A 16,215-nucleotide genomic window follows, 5' to 3' on the forward strand; every position below is an offset into this window, starting at 1 on the left:
CAAGAATCGGAATAAGCGGCAAAGATAACGCTAATCTGCTCTACCAGAACCGTATTCATAGGCAAATGAAAAAGCCCGGAACCTGCTGGCTCCGGGCTTTTCAAGAACGTATCAGAAACGGATTACTTATTTGAGCTATCACTCAGGTTCGTTCCGTATTTCATTTCGCCACGATCTTTCTCAACGGCTGAACGACCTTCTTTCATCCAGATTGGCATAGCCGCGTCTTTCAAGTAATAATCGAAGAACTGATACAATCGGATGCTCAAATCTTTGGCGTTGTGCCGCTGGGTCAGGTTGTGGCCTTCACCGTTGTAGACCAGCATCCAGACGGGTTTGTTCAACCGACGTAGTGCCGTAAACATTTCGATACCCTGGTACCAGGGGACGGCTCCGTCGGCATCGTTGTGGGTCATCATCAACGGCGTTTCAATCCGATTGGCGAAGAAAAGCGGAGAGTTCTCGATGTAATTCATGGGCTTATCCCAGAGCGTTCCCCCAATTCGGCTCTGCGTCTTTTCGTACTGGAATTGGCGAACCAGTCCCGTTTCCCACCGGATACCACCGTAGGCCGAGGTCATATTCGCCACCGGAGCGCCCGCTTCAGCCGCCCGGAACAGGTTGGTACGCGTGATGATGTATGCAGTTTGGTAACCGCCCCAGCTTTGCCCCTGAATACCTAGCCGGTTGCGATCAACGAAGCCTTTGTCAACTAAACTCAACACGCCCGGCACGATGCAATCATAAGCGTTGGGACCCGGCTGACCTGTTGTGTATACAATGTCCGGTACGAATACCAGATACCCGTTCGAAACGCAATACGGAATGTTAATGGTCGAACGGCTGGGAGCTGGAACCCGGTAATCATTCAGGGTTTCGGCGTTGCGCTCGTAGAAATACGTCAGCATGGGGTATTTCTTTTTCGGATCGAATCCTTCTGGTTTGAAAAGAAGGCCTTCGAGCTGAATCCCGTTCGTGCCCATCCATTTAACGATTTCGACGCTACCCCACCGAACGCTGTCCTGCTGTGGATTCACTCGGGTCAATTGTACGGGTGAAGCCAGTGTCGTGTCGGTCTGGAAAATGTTGATAGGTTCCTGGAAGTTGCCCCGGTAGAAGGTAACGACGGATGCGTTCTTCGCTTTGTTCAAGCCAAAGTAGCGGTGATTGCTGCGGGTAAGAACGGTTGGTTCGGCAACGGCCAGGCCATTTTTGCTTTTTAAAATGCCGGTTGCTTTGTCACTTTCCCAGATTCCGGTCAGGAACAACTCATTTTTCGGGTCAATGGCTTTTTCTGCCGAGCGCCGGAAAGGAGAATCATCGCTGTCGCTGTCGAGATCCGCACGACGCAGACGAATTTTGTTTTTGCGTCCCCAGCCAGCCGTTAGATTCGTTGGCTTTTCGCGGCCTGTTGGGTCGATCTGCCAGATGTCGTAACGGTCGTAGAGCCACACATACCGGTCGCCGGTTGTCCACCCTGCTGAACCGTAAGCACCGGGTAGGTTAGGCGTGTCGTGTTCTTCATCGAAGAATTTGCTGGGTAGACTGCGCGTCAGGTCAATCCGTTTGCTGTCGGCAATGGACCAGGCACGCCAGAGCGAATCCCGCTCATCGAACCAGTAGGCGTAGCTACCGCCGGGCGACAATCGGGGCTGCGACGCCATAATGTCATTGGCAATCCGCTTCTTTTCGCCGGTCTGGGTATCAATCAGGTATAAATCAGTATGACCGGGGTCCCACGACGCTTGTACCTGATAAGGCAGGTCGCTTAGGCCAAGTAAGTAGCGTGTACTCTTTTTCTCGTCGAACGTAACCGTCGGAATTTCGCGATTGGCCAAGGGTATTACTTTGTCCGCTGCCAAATCGTAAAGCGTAAGAAACCCCCGCTCTTTTTCTTCCTTAAGCCGACGTTGCTGCATGGGTTGCAGGCGGCTATCTGTCCAGGTCCAGATGTCCATCTTGACTTTCTCATCGTCGGGCGTCAGCGTATCTTTTGTGGGCTTCGGCGGAATCGGTGACGAAGAGAAATAAAGCCGTTTGCCATCCTCCGAGAACTTAGGCTCCCGGAACTCGTTGACCGACCATCCTTTCGGTAAAGCTTTTGTCGTTGTATCGACCACCGTGCGGAAAGGTGCTTCTGTTACGGGTGTTTTGCTTTTCTTTCCTTTGGCCGCAGCGGTTGCTGACAGGTTTTTATAATAGAGTGTAAAGACTTTTACGTCGGCACCGGCGCTATCTGCCGAAGCCATCCAGGCGAGTTGATCACCCGCTTTGTCGACGGCTAAGCCTTTGTAAATTTTTCGCTTCGAACTGGTATCGACCAGCATCGTCTGGCCGTTAGCCGTATTGAAAAGAAACACCCCCGGCACGGCATTACTCCCCGCTTTCAGCGAGTCGTTGGCGGATTCTTTGCTGTAGAAAATGGTACGGCCGTTATCCGAAACAACCACGTTGGAAACGTAACGAACGGTCTTCCGCGTGCCATCGGCCATGTTCAGGAGCGTCAGATCGTCGCCTTTCGGTTTTTTAACGGATCCTTTGCGCGTTGCTACGGTAGTGGTCGAAACGGGGGGGGCGGGCGTCAGCGTATCTTTTGTAGCAACGGGCTTCGTCGCGGGCGTTTCCCGACTTTCCTGGCGTACCTGCACAATCGCCAGCCACGACCCCGCATCTTTCCCGAACGCATAGGACTTTACGTTTGGCATCTTGGTTGGCTTACCCGTTGCCAGGTTCAGGACCAGCAGACTGTCCTTGGGCATTTCGTCCGGCTTTTTCTTTTTCAGTTTAGCCTTTTTTGTGTCGGCTGCCAAAGCCTTTACTTTCATAACCAGAAACTTGCTGTCGGACGTAAACTGGGCCATGTAACCACGCGGGAAAACGTAATGAGTCCGGTTAGCACCCGATCCGGTGCTGGTAACTTCAAGGCGTCCGTCGCCTTCCTGTGGATCGATCTGGTAGGCAATCCAGCGGCCGTCGTTCGATAGTTTCTCCGACCGAACGCTTTGCCAGCGATCATAATCACTAGCATTCAATGGCCGCTTGGTGGTCTGGGCAAATAGCGAACTGGAGAGTAATAAGCAAAAGAGAAGTCGATTGAAGAAGGTCATACATGAGGAATGTTACAACCAACGAAAATACTGAAAAATTAATTAGCAGGCAGATATTATTAGGTGTGAGTATATAGAATATATGAATTGTGCTATTGCAACAACGGAGTCACAGTAATTATACTTATAGATTTGGCTACGCACGAAAACTAATGAGAACTGATCTTTATAAGAGGGTTTAGATCGGTCGTCGAACAGACCCGCGTCAATCAATTCTTACTACATGCTGACGAATGGCAAGAACTGGTTGACACGGATTATAACTAACGCAATTGGACTACCCGCGGATGAGTTCTGCCAGACCTACACCCGAATCAGCTGCACCGTAGTAAACCCAGATGCGCCCGTCGGGCCATTGTATCCAGCCATTGGAAAATACCACATTCGGGAAAAAGCCTTCGCGCTCCCACGGTAGCTCAGGCGTCAACAGGGGAGCGTCGGAACGGTCAATTACCCGTGCGGGATCGTCTTTGTCGAGTAAGGCTAAGGCCAGCGCATACGAATGCGTCGGATCGGCTCCGTGGTAGCACAGCAGCCAGCCTTCGTCGGTCAGAATAGGTTCCGGACCCGCACCAATCTTGCCGCCTTCCCAAGCAAACGGATTATCAGGTAAACCCCGACCACCAAACAAAAACCGATGATTCCCCCAATGAACGCCATCGGTCGATTCGGCCAGCCAAATGGAAGGTTTGCCAATTTCGGAGACCATAGGCCGGTGCAACAGCATGTACTTCCCGTTGATGCGCTGCGGAAATAAAGCAACGTCTTTGTTCGGTGGAGGCAAAATCATACCCACGCGCTCGACCGTTCTAAAATCGGTGGTTACGGCTAACCCCACGCCGGGTCCATGTTCAGATACCGCCGTGTAGGTGATCCAGTATTTTCCTTCCAGGAACGTAATGCGCGCGTCTTCCACGCCAAAGGATTCATCCATCCGGGCCGGGAACAGAAAAGGCTTTTCGTCAATCGTAAAATGAATGCCGTCGCGGCTACGGGCAATGCGCAAATGGCTCAACGAAGTCAGATACACTTTGCCTTCAAGGGACACCACACGAGGGTCGTAGGGGTATGCAGGCTCCGCAAACTGTTTGACGGTTAAAACCGGAATGCCGTCTTGTTCTTCGATAAGCGGTACGGCAATAAAGCCTTTTTCGGAACGGGGCGCTTCGGCAACGCGCAAAAGCAGAATGACTTCATCGCCTACCAAACAGGCTGCGGGATTGAAAGCGCCAAGAACCTCAAATCCGTCGACGGAAGGCTTAACATCACTTGTTTTCAGGATTGGCTGGCCGGATAATCGGCGAAGCTGGTAATTTTTCATCAGAAATTTTTCAGGTTGTCATTCGTAAATTTCTGTGTATCATTTAGAGACAGTTAGTTCAGGATTGTCTTTTTATCAACTCGAAATCCACCCTGGTGTTTATATCCGTTTAGTCAATAAATTTACGACGCGGCTAACCTTCCAGCAAAGAGCCGCGTTATGACGTTTGAAATCACTTAATAGACTCTTTCTACCATGATTTACCAGCCAACGTTTGATCAGGACGAAGACGTGCTGATGTTGAACCCCGACCCTGAAACTGCCGCCTTTGACGACGAGGATGACGACGACTTCGACGGAGCCGAATTTGACGACCTGGGCTCCGGGGCTACCAGCGGTTACGGCGAAGACGACCTAGCTGACATTGAAGACGAGTTCGATGATGACGATCTCGATCTTGATGAAGATTTAGACGACGACAGCATCGACGACGATCTGGACGACGACAGTATGGAGTAAAATCCGAAAAATGATACACAACTAACCACCAGAAAGCATGACGCCATCTGAAGAAGAACCACTGATCACTACGGCTGATGCCGACAATGAGGGCACTGCACCCGACTCCGATACCCAGTCCTCGGCTGCCAGTGAGTCCGGCAACCGCACGTCTGAAGAAGGCCCGCGTTCACCAAACGAACCTGCCGAAGGTGGGGATGTGGATGTGTAGGTAGTTTACGATTTTCGGCTTATAATTTTACGAGATACGCAGTTCTTACCAGCAAACTGCTACCCGTGAATTATAAGCCGAAATTGCTTTATTGCTGACTGATTACCGACAGAAGCGTCTGGCATTTCATTTCAGTTTCCTGCCATTCGAGCTGAGGTACTGAATGCTCTGTCAGTCCGGCACCCGCGTAGAGCGTAGCTACGTTTCCTTCCAGCTTCATGCAGCGGATATGCACGAACAGATCGCTGGCCGGTCCTTCGTTATTGGTGTTAATATTGACCGGACCTACAAAGCCACTGTAAAGTTCGCGGTCGTGGGTTTCGTGTTGATTGATAAAGTCGAAGGCAATGTCGCGGGGAGTTCCACAAACCGCCGATGTCGGGTGCAGTAACCGAAGCATTACCGTTCCAAGTTGTGGATAACGAACGGCCTGCGTATCGACCGTAAAGCTCGTTGCCAGGTGCATCAGATTCCCGGCTATAATTGTTTTCGGGCCTTCTTCCTGATACTCCCGCAGACGGATTTTTTTAAAGCATTCGATGATGTAGCGGCTTACCAACGCCTGCTCTTCAATTTCTTTCTGCGACCACATCGCTTCGGGTGGCCGTTTAGGCGTTCCGTCCGGTTCAAACGCCGATTGCGTTCCCGCCAGTGAGTTGGTTCTGAAAATGCCGTTCGCGTCCACGCTTACGAGCCGTTCGGGAGTGGCGCTTATCCAGATCTGACCTTTCTCGGGGATGGATACCGCCGAAATAAAGGCAGTAGGGTACTTCTGACACAGTTTGTCAAATAACTGAACGGCATTCGGCGCGTCCGCAAAAAGTAAGCGCTTTGTTCGGGAGAGCACTACTTTCCGAAATTCTCCGCGCTGCATGGCCTCGACTGCTTTGGCAACATTGGTCGTGTAGTGCTTTTCCGCTTCGGGATCGACCAGCGCCGTGGGGGCCACCAGGGCTGATTGGGCCGTGCTATTCGTGTCAAACTGCTCAATAAGCAATTTTTGAAATCGATCCGCTATTTCGCCATTGTTGTTTACGGAGAAAGATTGGTTATCGTCTGAAAAACGAGCCTGAACATCAGCGCGTAGAAACAATGTCCGGCTGGGAGTAGCCGTGTCGGTGTTTAGATTGTCAAATGGGCCAACAAGGAAACCGGCGGGCAGCTCTTCAAGATCGGCTGAGACCTGCGGTAAGATTTCGTCAAAAGACACAATCAATTGTTTTTCCTGCTGGTTGGGTAAGCGCCAAAGGGCTGCGGGCAAACCTAAGGCACGGGAAGTTTCCCAAAAATCAACAGGGTTAAGCCGACGTTCGGTGGATTGCGTACTCGGAACTTCTATACGAACAGAATCAGATTGCATAATCAACGACCAACCGGATTAGTGGCGGTTGTTGATATAACAGTTTGTGAGGAAAATTTGTGCGAAATAGAATAAAACTGTTGTAGTCTTTTGTGGCAGAAGCTGTAACGAATGTCAAGTAGTCTAAAACAAAGGTACTTGTGTTCGCCAGGCGTCTTGTCAGCAAACCGATATCGGAAAGCAGACAGGTTAGTTTTGCTCTTTGAATTCCAGTATCATACCGTTTATACGGGAGCTGGCGGGAGCTGTTCCGTTAAATTCCGCTACTACAGAGCCGTCGGTTGAATAAGTGCCACCTGTGTTATTGCGGAGGTAAATGCGCTGGCCGCTAGGCTGGTACAAAGCCGTGATCTTGTATTGACCGATAGGAATGTCGGGAAAGCGGGCAAACTCATCCGTGCCCCGTGGGCCACAATGCACGGTTTCGGGCTGGGCCGTTGAGCCGTCAATGCGCGGGCTAATGGGGGTAAACGTAAAGGCGATGTTCTCGATATCTGTTATCTGGCTCGATTCGTTTTGCGTTATCTTTACTTCTCCGCCGTAATACTGGTTAGGCTGGTTGGCTTTGGGGCCGTAAAGCCGCCATTCGAAATTACAGACAACGCCATCCTGACCCGTAAATACTTCGGGATGATCAGGATGAAGCATTAACTGAAATCGACGTCCGTGGTAGATTCGCTCTAGTTCCGCCGACATTTTCCAGGCGCCAGCCGGGATTTTTATTCGGTAATTGCCATTGGTATCGGTTGTACCAACCAGCCGCTTGTGGTCGCTAAGGGTGCTGGTGGCGCTGATTACAGCGTCGGGAATTGGGTTACCCCGCATGTCGAGAACCTTCCCGACCGCATAGCCAGCATCGGAGCCCGGCGCGTAGCCGTTCTGTGTTTTACAGCCTGCAACGAAAAGAAAAAGGGGTAGTGTCAGTAGAAAGATTGTCTTTTTCATGCGTTGGTCGAGTGGTATGCATTCGTCGGAATCAAGCGCTGTTCCGGCAACAGATTAGACTACTCTTTTTCTCTACACAAAGCTATCGTCGTCAATCAGGCAGGAAAGGGGAAATTGTATGAACTGTAGATATTGACGTATGAAGTGTAGAAATAGTGGTTCGACCAATTGCATCACTTTCCCATCCAGTCTTTGAACGGCGTCAGTTTTTCCCGACTGACGATTACGTCTTTATCAATAACTGGCTTGAGCTGAACCGCCAGCCGATTCCCAAAATAAGGCTGAATCTGATCGACGCTACCGACGGACACCAGAAACGACCGGTTGATTCGGAAAAACTGACTTGGGTTGAGCATCGTCTCCAGTTCGTCGAGTGTGTAATCGATGGCTATCTTTCGTCCATCAACCGTTTTGAACTGGTTCATTTTGTTATCACTGAAAAAGTAAGCGATCTGCTGCGTATCGACTGCGATGAGTTTGTGTGCGTAGGTTACCAGAAACCGCTGCCGGTACTCTCTGGGCTGTAGCTGCTGCTGAATTTGCTGCACCAGTTTCTCAACACTCAGCGGATGCTCCGCACGGATCGATTGGTAATGCGCCTTCAAGCGATGAAACTTTTCCAGAGCGGCCTGCAATTCATCGGCCTGAACGGGTTTCAGCAAGTAATCGATGCTATTGACCTTAAAAGCTTTTATGGCGTACTCGTCGTAAGAAGTCGTAAAAATGACCGTGCATGTCACGTCGATTTCGTTGAAAATCTGAAAGCTTTGTCCGTCAGCTAATTCAATGTCCATCAGGATCAGATCCGGAGCATCCGGCTGACCGGGTTCGTTTGATCGGAGCCAGGCCACAGTTTCCCAGATGCTGCTCGTAACACCGACGACAGTTGCCCCTGGCTCAACGGACGTAAGCGTTTTTGTAAGCTTTTTGGCCGCCATTTCTTCATCTTCGACAATCAGAATTTTCATAGAAAGACTGGTTTGGGTAGGGTGGTCGATGGAGACAAACGGACTAACCGGTCATAAGTGGAACCGTAACCGCAAACTCAAGCTCGGTTTCTTCGACGGTTATCTCGCGTTGGTTCAGGAGTCGGAATTTTGCCGCGATATTAGCCAGTCCGATCCGCGTTGATGGTACGTTTTGAACCTTCTTTTGCAGGTTGTTTTTCACCGTAAGCAGACCGTCGGGCCGAGTGATGATCTGGACGGTCAACGGTTGCGTTTTGTGGATGATGTTATGCTTGACCGCGTTTTCAAGCAGGAGCTGCAAGGTTAACGAAGGCAGCAGATACGCTTCAAAACGGGGCTCGATGGCTAACTGTAAATGTAGACTGTCGCCATAGCGGGTTTTAAGCAAATGAAAATATGAGCGAATAAACTGCATTTCGGTAGCCAGGTTTGTCAACTCATTCTCGTTGTTCCGCAACAGATAGCGATATACTTTACTGAGTTCGTCGAGAAATTTTTCGGCCTGCTTTGCATCATCGCCGATCAGGTATGACAGCGTATTCAGGCTGTTAAACAGAAAATGCGGGCTAACCTGCTGTTTCAAGCTTTCAAGCTGAGTCTGTAGATTTTCTTTCTTAAGCGCTTCCGTTTCTTTTTCTGCTTTTATGAGTCGAGCGAAATAATAAGCCGCTTCCTGAACGCCTACAATTAAGACGCAGTAAATCAATGCGCCGGGGATGCTGTTGATGTACGAGGTTAGCGGATAAGGAGCGTGGTAGCCAGTGCTATTGACAACAAACATGTCCAGCCAGTCAACCAGCACAGAGGCTACCCAACAAACCGGAAGCACCAACAGGATACGCTTTTTAGTCTCGGAAAGAAGCGGAAACCAGTTGCGGAAGCGTACCAGTATCCAGCGATTAACTTCCCAGGTTATCGTCGTTAGTACCAGAAATTCAAGCACGGCCTTGACCGTTGCCAGGCCAAAGGAATGGACAAACGTTTGTGCTGAATACAGATCAAGCAGTAACAGCAGGCTGATACCACTGATGCGTACCCATCGATCATCAACTGGTTTTAAAGGATGGTTGGTCAAGAAAATTAGCTCATAGTTGATCCGAAATAAGTAGCAATGATCCTGACAGCCAAACACATTCTGGTTGGATTGATGAAAAACGGGGATGAACTGTCACTGGTGGCTGAACAGTTGCCAACTCTTTGCACGATGTAGCGGTAAACCGTCACCAAACCGCCGTACAAAAGCACGCATTTGGAAGGCACCAATCACCAATTGAACGAGCGCTTTCCCCGGTTCAGCCTGGTTTGACTTTCCGTTCGTCAACGGGTGGTTCATCTTTGTTTGCCCGGATTCGTATTGGCTACAGACAACCATCTACCGGAGCGGACTCTTTTATGAACAAACTAATCATTTTTGCGCTCATCGTTTGGGCTACACACCGAAAAGCTCATGGCCAATCGGCTGTGCCGACACTAGCTACCGATTTTCAGTCGCTGGTGGAAGCCGAACGAGCGTTTGCTGCCTATACGGAACAGGAAGGTATCAAAGCTGGATTTTCCCGGTTTTTGTCGCCGGAAGCTGTCGTTGTCGTACAGGGAAAGTTTGCCATCGGTAAGCCATTGTACGAAAAAGCGCCTTTCATCCCCGGCATTCTATCGTGGCGACCGGTTTATGCCGACATTGCTGCTTCGGGCGATTTTGGCTACACGACCGGACCCTTCGAAGTACGCGCTACAAGCAAAACAGATACGCCGACCGGCTTTGGTCATTACACGACCGTCTGGCAGAAGAATGACGCGGGCGTTTGGGAAGCCATCGCCGATGTGGGAGTGATCCACGACGCGCCCAGGCAAACCATCGCCCATCTGATTCCCCCGGCTACGTTCAACCAGAAATTACTGGAAAAAGTCGATACGCTTTCGCGACAGACCGAACTACAAATCGCCGAGCAAAAACTAGGGCAACTGGCTCGAAACTATTCGTTACAGGCGGCCTATGACTATGCGCTAGCCGGTGGTCAGGCTGTTCGGCTTTATCGGGCTGGTGACCTTCCAGTTACTGGAGCTGATGCCTCAGCGAATCGCGAAACCGCGACAGCTATCTATACGCTTAGTCGCGTTGCTGTGGCATCGTCCGGCGATATGGGTATTGCGTATGGATACGTCGAATATCAACAGAAAAAAGGGCCTTTTCTGCGGATCTGGAAGCGCCAGTCCGACTCATCCTGGAAGGTTGTGCACGAAGTACTGGATTTGTAACGCAGACATCCTATCCGTATTACGTCTAGCAGCGTATGTCTTTCAGCATCAGTTGCAAAGAAACGTTGCCATTGTAAACGTTTTGTTCTACCTGATAACAGATGGAGAACGGTTTACCGTACCGAAGCTGATCGGCCATGTGTCCGAAGCCGAATCCAACCCCCGTCAGTGTATGACCAGTCCGACCCTGGCGCACGCTGATCTTCAGGTGCTTTTCTTTCATGATAACCGGATCGCTGACCAGATACACATCCTCCGTCATAAACACCGGCTGCATGTTGTGCGGACCAAACGGACCCATTTGTCTCAGAATCCTGAAAAGTTTGTCGTTGATCTCGCTGAAATCGATGGGCAGATCAATATCGATCAGGGGGGTTAGGTGTTCCTCCTTGATCTTACGCGATACCACTTCCTCAAATTTCTGACGAAACGCGTCAATGTTGTCTACCGGCATGGTCATTCCGGCAGCAAAAGTATGGCCTCCAAACTGTTCCAGTAAGTCGGCGCATTCTTCAATGGCTTCGTACACATCAAAACCCGGCACCGAGCGCGCCGATCCGGCAGCCTTGTCGTGCGATTGAGTTAGTATGATGGTTGGTCGGTGAAAATGTTCAATGCAGCGCGACGCCACGATGCCAATGACACCCTTATGCCAGTTGGCATCGTAGAGCACAGTCGTCTTGGCTGTCAACATGGTTTCGTTTTGCCGAATCATCGACAAAGCCTGTTCCGTAATCGTGCTGTCGAATTCGCGTCGGCTGTTGTTGTGCTTATTAATCGCCATTGCAAACGCATCGGCTTCTTCTTCTGATTCGGCCAGCAAAAGTTGGACAGCCGCTTTGGCGTGTTGAATTCGTCCGGCGGCATTGATCCGGGGACCTAATCCGAAGACCACATTGGTGATGTCCAGTTCCCGCGAAAAACCGGCTATTTTGATCAGAGCTTTCAAGCCCGTGCGTGGACTCGAATTGATGTATTTCAAGCCAAAATACGCCAGTACGCGATTTTCGCCCGTCAGCGGTACAATGTCGGAGGCAATACTGACCGCTACCAGATCGAGGTACGGGTAGAGTTCGCCCAGATCAATCTGCTGACGCAGGCAGAAAGCGTGCAGTAATTTAAAACCAACACCGCAGCCACTCAGTTCTTTATAAGGATACGCACAGTCGTCACGCTTAGGGTCTAGTACAGCCGCTGCATCAGGAATGTCGAGGCCGGGGCGGTGGTGGTCGCAGATGATGAAGTCAACGCCGAGTGCTTTAGCTTCGGCTACCCGATCAATCGATTTGATACCGCAGTCAAGGGCAATGATCAGGGTAAAACCGTTTTCGGCGGCCCACTGAATACCTTGCTGCGAAATGCCGTACCCTTCTTTGTAACGATCCGGTATGTAATAATCGATGGCGGAGTGGTAGTTTTTCAGAAAACCATAAACCATGGCTACCGATGTGGTACCGTCAACGTCGTAGTCGCCATAGACGAGAATCTTTTCCGGCTGTTCGGGGCGCATTGCCCGTTGCAGCCGCTTGACAGCCCGGTCCATGTCCTTCATAGCGAAGGGGTCATGGAGGTGGCCGATTTCGGGCCGGAAAAAGGAACGGGCTTCGTCGAAGGTATGAATACCACGTTGCACCAGCAGTGCCGCCAGGAAGGGGCTGACGTTGAGCGACTGTGTCAATGATTCAATCGCCGACCGCTGTTCCGCCGAACTGGGGAAGTTTTTGGAGATCCATCGTTTTTGCGGAGGTGGCGGCTGGGCTATCATAATTGCAAGTTAAATCCGTTTTTACAAAAACACTGTATCTATGCTCATTTTGCTTTCGGCTTTAAGCCTTTTTATGTCTGGTGGAGAACCGGTCAAATCGCCTAAAAAGGCTAATCTACAAGTTGACATACAGAACGTCCGCACCATGAAAGGTGATGTGTACGTGGCCTTGTTCAACGCCAAGAATGCGTTCCCGGAAGGGAAGCCGCTGGAAGGGAAAAAGCTGGAAGTCAAAGAAAAGAGCGTACACACAACGTTTTCTGTCGATCCGGGCGACTACGCCATCGCTGTGTACCACGACGAGAATGGAAACGGAAAAATGGATAAGCGCGTGTTTGGCATCCCCAAAGAGCCTTACGGGTTTAGTAATAATTTCCGACCAACCATGTCAGCCCCAAAATTCAGCGACTGTCAATTCAGCGTCGGTGACGGGGGTAAGTCAATCAGTATTAAGCTGAATTAAAGGGTGTAAGATCACCTCTGGCTGCAAAAAAATCTGATCTTTCTGCTTTAGTGTACGCTATTTATCTCTTTCTTTAAGGTGCTTAACGTCATACTATGTTCTTATGATCGTTTCTATCTCGATCAAGTCGTAGCGTAACGTTAGGCCCTTACTGAAAGTGTATTCGTGAAAATCTTCCCCATCAGGCGAAACAAGCCTGTTTTCTGCCTTCGAAAGCATTCTATTCTGCTTAGGTAAAGACCCGTTGGTACTATTTACCCGACGCATATTCCATCCGTAACTTTTTGTCTATATCCATAATGCGTAAATCGTTTACCCTTTTTTTCCTCTTTATCGTACTCGTTAGTGCCTGCCGTAAAGCGGACGACCCGCAACCTGATCAGCCCCCTGTTAATCGAGCTCCAGCCGCCTTTTCGGTATCGGCTAAACAGGCTGCGGTCGATGCTGATGTAATCCTGACCTGGACCAAAGCCAAAGACCCCGATGGTGACCCGGTTACCTACGCAGTGGTCTGGAAAGACACGCTGGCCAAAAACCTGACCGATACCACGTACACGCTCAAGAATGTGGGCTACACGGCTGTGCTGAGCGGTACCGTCGTGGCTACCGACAGCAAAAAAGCGACCACTACGGCTGTTTTTAGTTTTACGACCGGTGCCTATCCGTACTCTGCCATTCCCGACGCCAATTTTGAGAAAGCCCTGATCGAGCTTGGAATTGATGATGTTCAGGATGGAAAAGTACTGACTGCCAATGCGCAGAAGGTGACACAGCTTAACTTATCATCAAAAGGAATCAAAAGCCTGCAAGGTATCGAGGTCTTTTCCAATCTGACTATACTGGGTCTTCCGGCCAATAGTCTGACCACACTGGATATTAGTAAAAACACGGCGTTGACCGTACTGGATTGCTCGTTTAATCAGCTAACGGCGTTAGACGTCAGCAAAAACACCCTGCTGGTGGAGTTGAATTGCAGCAGCGACCATCTGACCTCGTTAGACCTCAGTAACAATTCAAAGCTGACAAAACTTAGCTGTGGTACCGATGCCATCGTTTCACCGGGTATTAACCTGACCTCGTTAGACCTCAGTAAGAACCCAGCGTTGACCTACCTTTCGTTTGGAGGTAGCCGTGTAGGCTCGGTAGATGTCAGCAAAAACACCGCATTGACTTACCTGGATTGTAGTAGTCTAGGCTCACTGGATGTTAGCAAAAATACGGCACTAACGTACCTGTATTGCAGCGGTCTAAGTTCATTGGATGTCAGCAACAACACGGCGCTTACCTATCTATCCTGTGGGTACGGGACCCTAGCTACGCTGGATGTCAGTAAAAACGGGGCGCTGGAGAGGCTGGAATGTAGTCGTACCAATCTAGCCGCGTTGGATGTCAGTAAGAATCCCAAATTAACTCGCCTGTATTGTGCTGGGAATAAGCTAGCCACGCTGAACGTTACTAACACTACGGCTTTGACGTTTCTAAGTTGCTACGAGAATCAATTAACGGCATTAGATCTTCGGAGTAACAGCAAGCTAGCGGAGATGTTCTGTGGCAAAAACAACATTCGAACTATCTGCGTCAGCAGTCTTTCTGTGGTCACCAAAGACTGGAGCAAGGATGCGTCTGCTAACTACCAGGTTTGTCAGTAATCGCTAAGTGCCTATCGAAGCCCGTATGATTGGCCGAAACCACGCATACGGGCTTTGTCGGTTATAGCCATCAACACCCGCAAACTCGTTATAGACGGTGGCTCGTAGCCTGCGTCTGGTACAGAAAGTAAGACGCTGCTTTTTGGCGATTCAAAAATTATCCGTAATTTTATCCGGCAAATAACATCACCTGTTTATTTGCCATGAGCTTAGATACGAGCAAGTTTCTTTACGAGGCTCTCACCTACGACGACGTATTGCTGTTACCTGCCTATTCGGAGGTTCTCCCACGCGATACAAACACAACAAGCCAGCTTACCCGCACCATCCGACTGAACATTCCGCTTATCTCGGCGGCTATGGACACCGTTACGGAGTCGGCACTGGCGATTGCGATGGCGCAGGAAGGAGGCATCGGAATCATTCATAAAAACATGAGTGTTGAGGCTCAGGCCGACGAGGTCCGCAAAGTCAAACGCTCCGAAAGTGGGATGATCATCGATCCCATCACCCTCTCTGAAACCGCTACGCTGGCTGACGCGCTCAAGATCATGCGCGAGTTCAAAATCGGCGGTATTCCCGTGGTCGATGAGACCGGTAAACTAGTTGGTATTCTGACCAATAGGGATTTACGTTTTCAAAACGATCTGTCGAAACCCGTAGCGGGTATTATGACCCGCGAAAAGCTGATTACCGCCCGCGAAGGATTAACGCTGGAAGAAGCTGAAAGCATTCTTCAGGAGTATCGCATCGAAAAGCTGCCGATTGTGAATGACGATTATCATCTGGTCGGCCTGATTACTTACAAAGATATTTTAAAGAAGAAAAGCCATCCCAACGCCTGCAAAGACGAACTGGGTCGGCTACGTGTAGGGGCAGCCGTCGGCGTAACACCTGACCTGAACCGACGCATTGAAGCTCTCGTAAAAGCGGGGGTTGATGTGATCAGCGTCGATACCGCTCACGGACACTCGAAAGGGGTACTGGATGCTGTTCGCAACATTAAAGCGCAGTTTCCGAAACTACAGGTTATCGCCGGAAACGTAGCAACGGGCGACGGAGCCAAAGCACTTGCCGATGCGGGTGCTGATGCCGTTAAGGTCGGTGTTGGACCAGGTAGTATCTGTACCACCCGGATCATTGCCGGAATCGGTATGCCGCAGCTGTCGGCGGTTTACGAAGCGGCCAAGGCGTTACAAGGTACCGACGTTCCGATCATTGCCGATGGAGGTATTCGCTTTTCGGGCGATATCACAAAGGCCATTGCCGGAGGAGCTAGTACGGTTATGATCGGATCGCTGCTGGCCGGAACCGAAGAGGCACCGGGCGAAGTGGTACTGTACGAAGGTCGTCGGTTCAAAACGTACCGGGGCATGGGGTCGGTAGAAGCAATGGAGGACGGTTCGAAAGACCGGTATTTCCAGGATGCCGAAGACGACATCAAAAAACTCGTACCGGAAGGCATCGTGGGTCGGGTACCGTTCAAAGGCAAAGTGGCCGAAATCACCTATCAGATGGTTGGTGGTCTGAAAGCGGGTATGGGCTACTGCGGAGCTCCCGACATTCCGGCTTTACAGCAAGCGAAGTTCGTGAAAATAACAACGGCCGGTTCGCGCGAAAGCCATCCGCACGATATTTCGATTCAGAAAGAAGCACCCAACTATTCGGCTCGGTAAGCGCACCCGCGATTGCTGTACGTAGTTAGTAAGTA

13 protein-coding genes are annotated in these 16,215 nt (G+C 50.3%); 6 read left to right on the forward strand and 7 right to left on the reverse strand.

What is annotated here, in order from left to right:
* Window positions 1–122: 122 nt before the first annotated feature.
* Both LQ777_RS05030 and LQ777_RS05035 read right to left on the reverse strand, forming a co-directional pair.
* A complete protein-coding gene (locus tag LQ777_RS05030) occupies window positions 123–3,107 on the reverse strand; it encodes a S9 family peptidase (RefSeq protein ID WP_232561430.1) in 2,985 nt (994 codons plus the stop codon).
* Window positions 3,108–3,384: 277 nt separating this feature from the next.
* Complete coding sequence (locus LQ777_RS05035) at window positions 3,385–4,428, reverse strand: glycoside hydrolase family 130 protein (protein ID WP_232561431.1); 1,044 nt, start codon at window positions 4,426–4,428, stop codon at window positions 3,385–3,387.
* Window positions 4,429–4,623: 195 nt separating this feature from the next.
* On the opposite strand from LQ777_RS05035, the gene LQ777_RS05040 reads away from it, so the two are divergent.
* On the forward strand, window positions 4,624–4,887 hold the full coding sequence (locus tag LQ777_RS05040) for an adhesin (RefSeq protein ID WP_232561432.1): 264 nt from the start codon (window positions 4,624–4,626) through the stop codon (window positions 4,885–4,887).
* 37 nt (window positions 4,888–4,924) lie between these two features.
* On the forward strand, window positions 4,925–5,098 hold the full coding sequence (locus LQ777_RS05045) for a hypothetical protein (protein ID WP_232561433.1): 174 nt from the start codon (window positions 4,925–4,927) through the stop codon (window positions 5,096–5,098).
* Between the two features lie 88 nt (window positions 5,099–5,186).
* On the opposite strand, the gene LQ777_RS05050 is transcribed toward LQ777_RS05045, so the two are convergent.
* The 4 genes from LQ777_RS05050 to LQ777_RS05065 all read right to left on the reverse strand — a co-directional run bounded on the left by LQ777_RS05050 (window position 5,187) and on the right by LQ777_RS05065 (window position 9,446).
* Window positions 5,187–6,458 (reverse strand): isochorismate synthase, encoded by a 1,272-nt coding sequence (locus LQ777_RS05050; protein ID WP_232561434.1) that lies wholly within the window; start codon window positions 6,456–6,458, stop codon window positions 5,187–5,189.
* Between the two features lie 189 nt (window positions 6,459–6,647).
* Window positions 6,648–7,403, reverse strand: coding sequence for a carboxypeptidase-like regulatory domain-containing protein (locus tag LQ777_RS05055; protein ID WP_232561435.1), 756 nt, complete (start codon window positions 7,401–7,403; stop codon window positions 6,648–6,650).
* Window positions 7,404–7,576: 173 nt separating this feature from the next.
* On the reverse strand, window positions 7,577–8,371 hold the full coding sequence (locus LQ777_RS05060) for a LytR/AlgR family response regulator transcription factor (RefSeq protein WP_232561436.1): 795 nt from the start codon (window positions 8,369–8,371) through the stop codon (window positions 7,577–7,579).
* A 43-nt stretch (window positions 8,372–8,414) separates the two neighbouring features.
* The gene (locus LQ777_RS05065; RefSeq protein WP_232561437.1) at window positions 8,415–9,446 is read right to left on the reverse strand and encodes a sensor histidine kinase; all 1,032 of its coding nucleotides are present in this window, start codon (window positions 9,444–9,446) and stop codon (window positions 8,415–8,417) included.
* A gap of 317 nt (window positions 9,447–9,763) precedes the next feature.
* On the opposite strand from LQ777_RS05065, the gene LQ777_RS05070 reads away from it, so the two are divergent.
* Window positions 9,764–10,627, forward strand: a complete 864-nt coding sequence (locus LQ777_RS05070; RefSeq protein WP_232561438.1) for a nuclear transport factor 2 family protein — start codon at window positions 9,764–9,766, stop codon at window positions 10,625–10,627.
* 25 nt (window positions 10,628–10,652) lie between these two features.
* On the opposite strand, the gene recJ is transcribed toward LQ777_RS05070, so the two are convergent.
* Entirely contained in the window at window positions 10,653–12,392 is a 1,740-nt protein-coding gene (gene recJ, locus LQ777_RS05075) for a single-stranded-DNA-specific exonuclease RecJ (RefSeq protein ID WP_232561439.1), read from the reverse strand.
* A gap of 40 nt (window positions 12,393–12,432) precedes the next feature.
* Here recJ and LQ777_RS05080 point away from each other — a divergent pair, with 40 nt between their 5' ends.
* From LQ777_RS05080 to guaB, 3 genes are all read left to right on the forward strand, one after another.
* Window positions 12,433–12,855, forward strand: a complete 423-nt coding sequence (locus LQ777_RS05080; protein ID WP_232561440.1) for a DUF2141 domain-containing protein — start codon at window positions 12,433–12,435, stop codon at window positions 12,853–12,855.
* Window positions 12,856–13,154: 299 nt separating this feature from the next.
* A complete protein-coding gene (locus LQ777_RS05085) occupies window positions 13,155–14,504 on the forward strand; it encodes a leucine-rich repeat domain-containing protein (RefSeq protein WP_232561441.1) in 1,350 nt (449 codons plus the stop codon).
* Between the two features lie 203 nt (window positions 14,505–14,707).
* Complete coding sequence (gene guaB / locus LQ777_RS05090) at window positions 14,708–16,180, forward strand: IMP dehydrogenase (RefSeq protein WP_232561442.1); 1,473 nt, start codon at window positions 14,708–14,710, stop codon at window positions 16,178–16,180.
* The last annotated feature ends 35 nt before the right edge of the window (window positions 16,181–16,215 follow it).

The sequence above is a fragment of the Spirosoma oryzicola genome (genome assembly GCF_021233055.1).
Taxonomy (GTDB): domain Bacteria; phylum Bacteroidota; class Bacteroidia; order Cytophagales; family Spirosomataceae; genus Spirosoma; species Spirosoma oryzicola.

What these genes read in the sequence shown, in the direction of transcription:
- LQ777_RS05030 (WP_232561430.1), bottom strand. Translation starts at nt 3,107, where the DNA reads ATGACCTTCTTCAATCGACTTCTCTTTTGCTTATTACTCTCCAGTTCG.
- LQ777_RS05035 (WP_232561431.1), bottom strand. Translation starts at nt 4,428, where the DNA reads ATGAAAAATTACCAGCTTCGCCGATTATCCGGCCAGCCAATCCTGAAA.
- LQ777_RS05040 (WP_232561432.1), top strand. Translation starts at nt 4,624, where the DNA reads ATGATTTACCAGCCAACGTTTGATCAGGACGAAGACGTGCTGATGTTG.
- LQ777_RS05045 (WP_232561433.1), top strand. Translation starts at nt 4,925, where the DNA reads ATGACGCCATCTGAAGAAGAACCACTGATCACTACGGCTGATGCCGAC.
- LQ777_RS05050 (WP_232561434.1), bottom strand. Translation starts at nt 6,458, where the DNA reads ATGCAATCTGATTCTGTTCGTATAGAAGTTCCGAGTACGCAATCCACC.
- LQ777_RS05055 (WP_232561435.1), bottom strand. Translation starts at nt 7,403, where the DNA reads ATGAAAAAGACAATCTTTCTACTGACACTACCCCTTTTTCTTTTCGTT.
- LQ777_RS05060 (WP_232561436.1), bottom strand. Translation starts at nt 8,371, where the DNA reads ATGAAAATTCTGATTGTCGAAGATGAAGAAATGGCGGCCAAAAAGCTT.
- LQ777_RS05070 (WP_232561438.1), top strand. Translation starts at nt 9,764, where the DNA reads ATGAACAAACTAATCATTTTTGCGCTCATCGTTTGGGCTACACACCGA.
- recJ (WP_232561439.1), bottom strand. Translation starts at nt 12,392, where the DNA reads ATGATAGCCCAGCCGCCACCTCCGCAAAAACGATGGATCTCCAAAAAC.
- LQ777_RS05080 (WP_232561440.1), top strand. Translation starts at nt 12,433, where the DNA reads ATGCTCATTTTGCTTTCGGCTTTAAGCCTTTTTATGTCTGGTGGAGAA.
- LQ777_RS05085 (WP_232561441.1), top strand. Translation starts at nt 13,155, where the DNA reads ATGCGTAAATCGTTTACCCTTTTTTTCCTCTTTATCGTACTCGTTAGT.
- guaB (WP_232561442.1), top strand. Translation starts at nt 14,708, where the DNA reads ATGAGCTTAGATACGAGCAAGTTTCTTTACGAGGCTCTCACCTACGAC.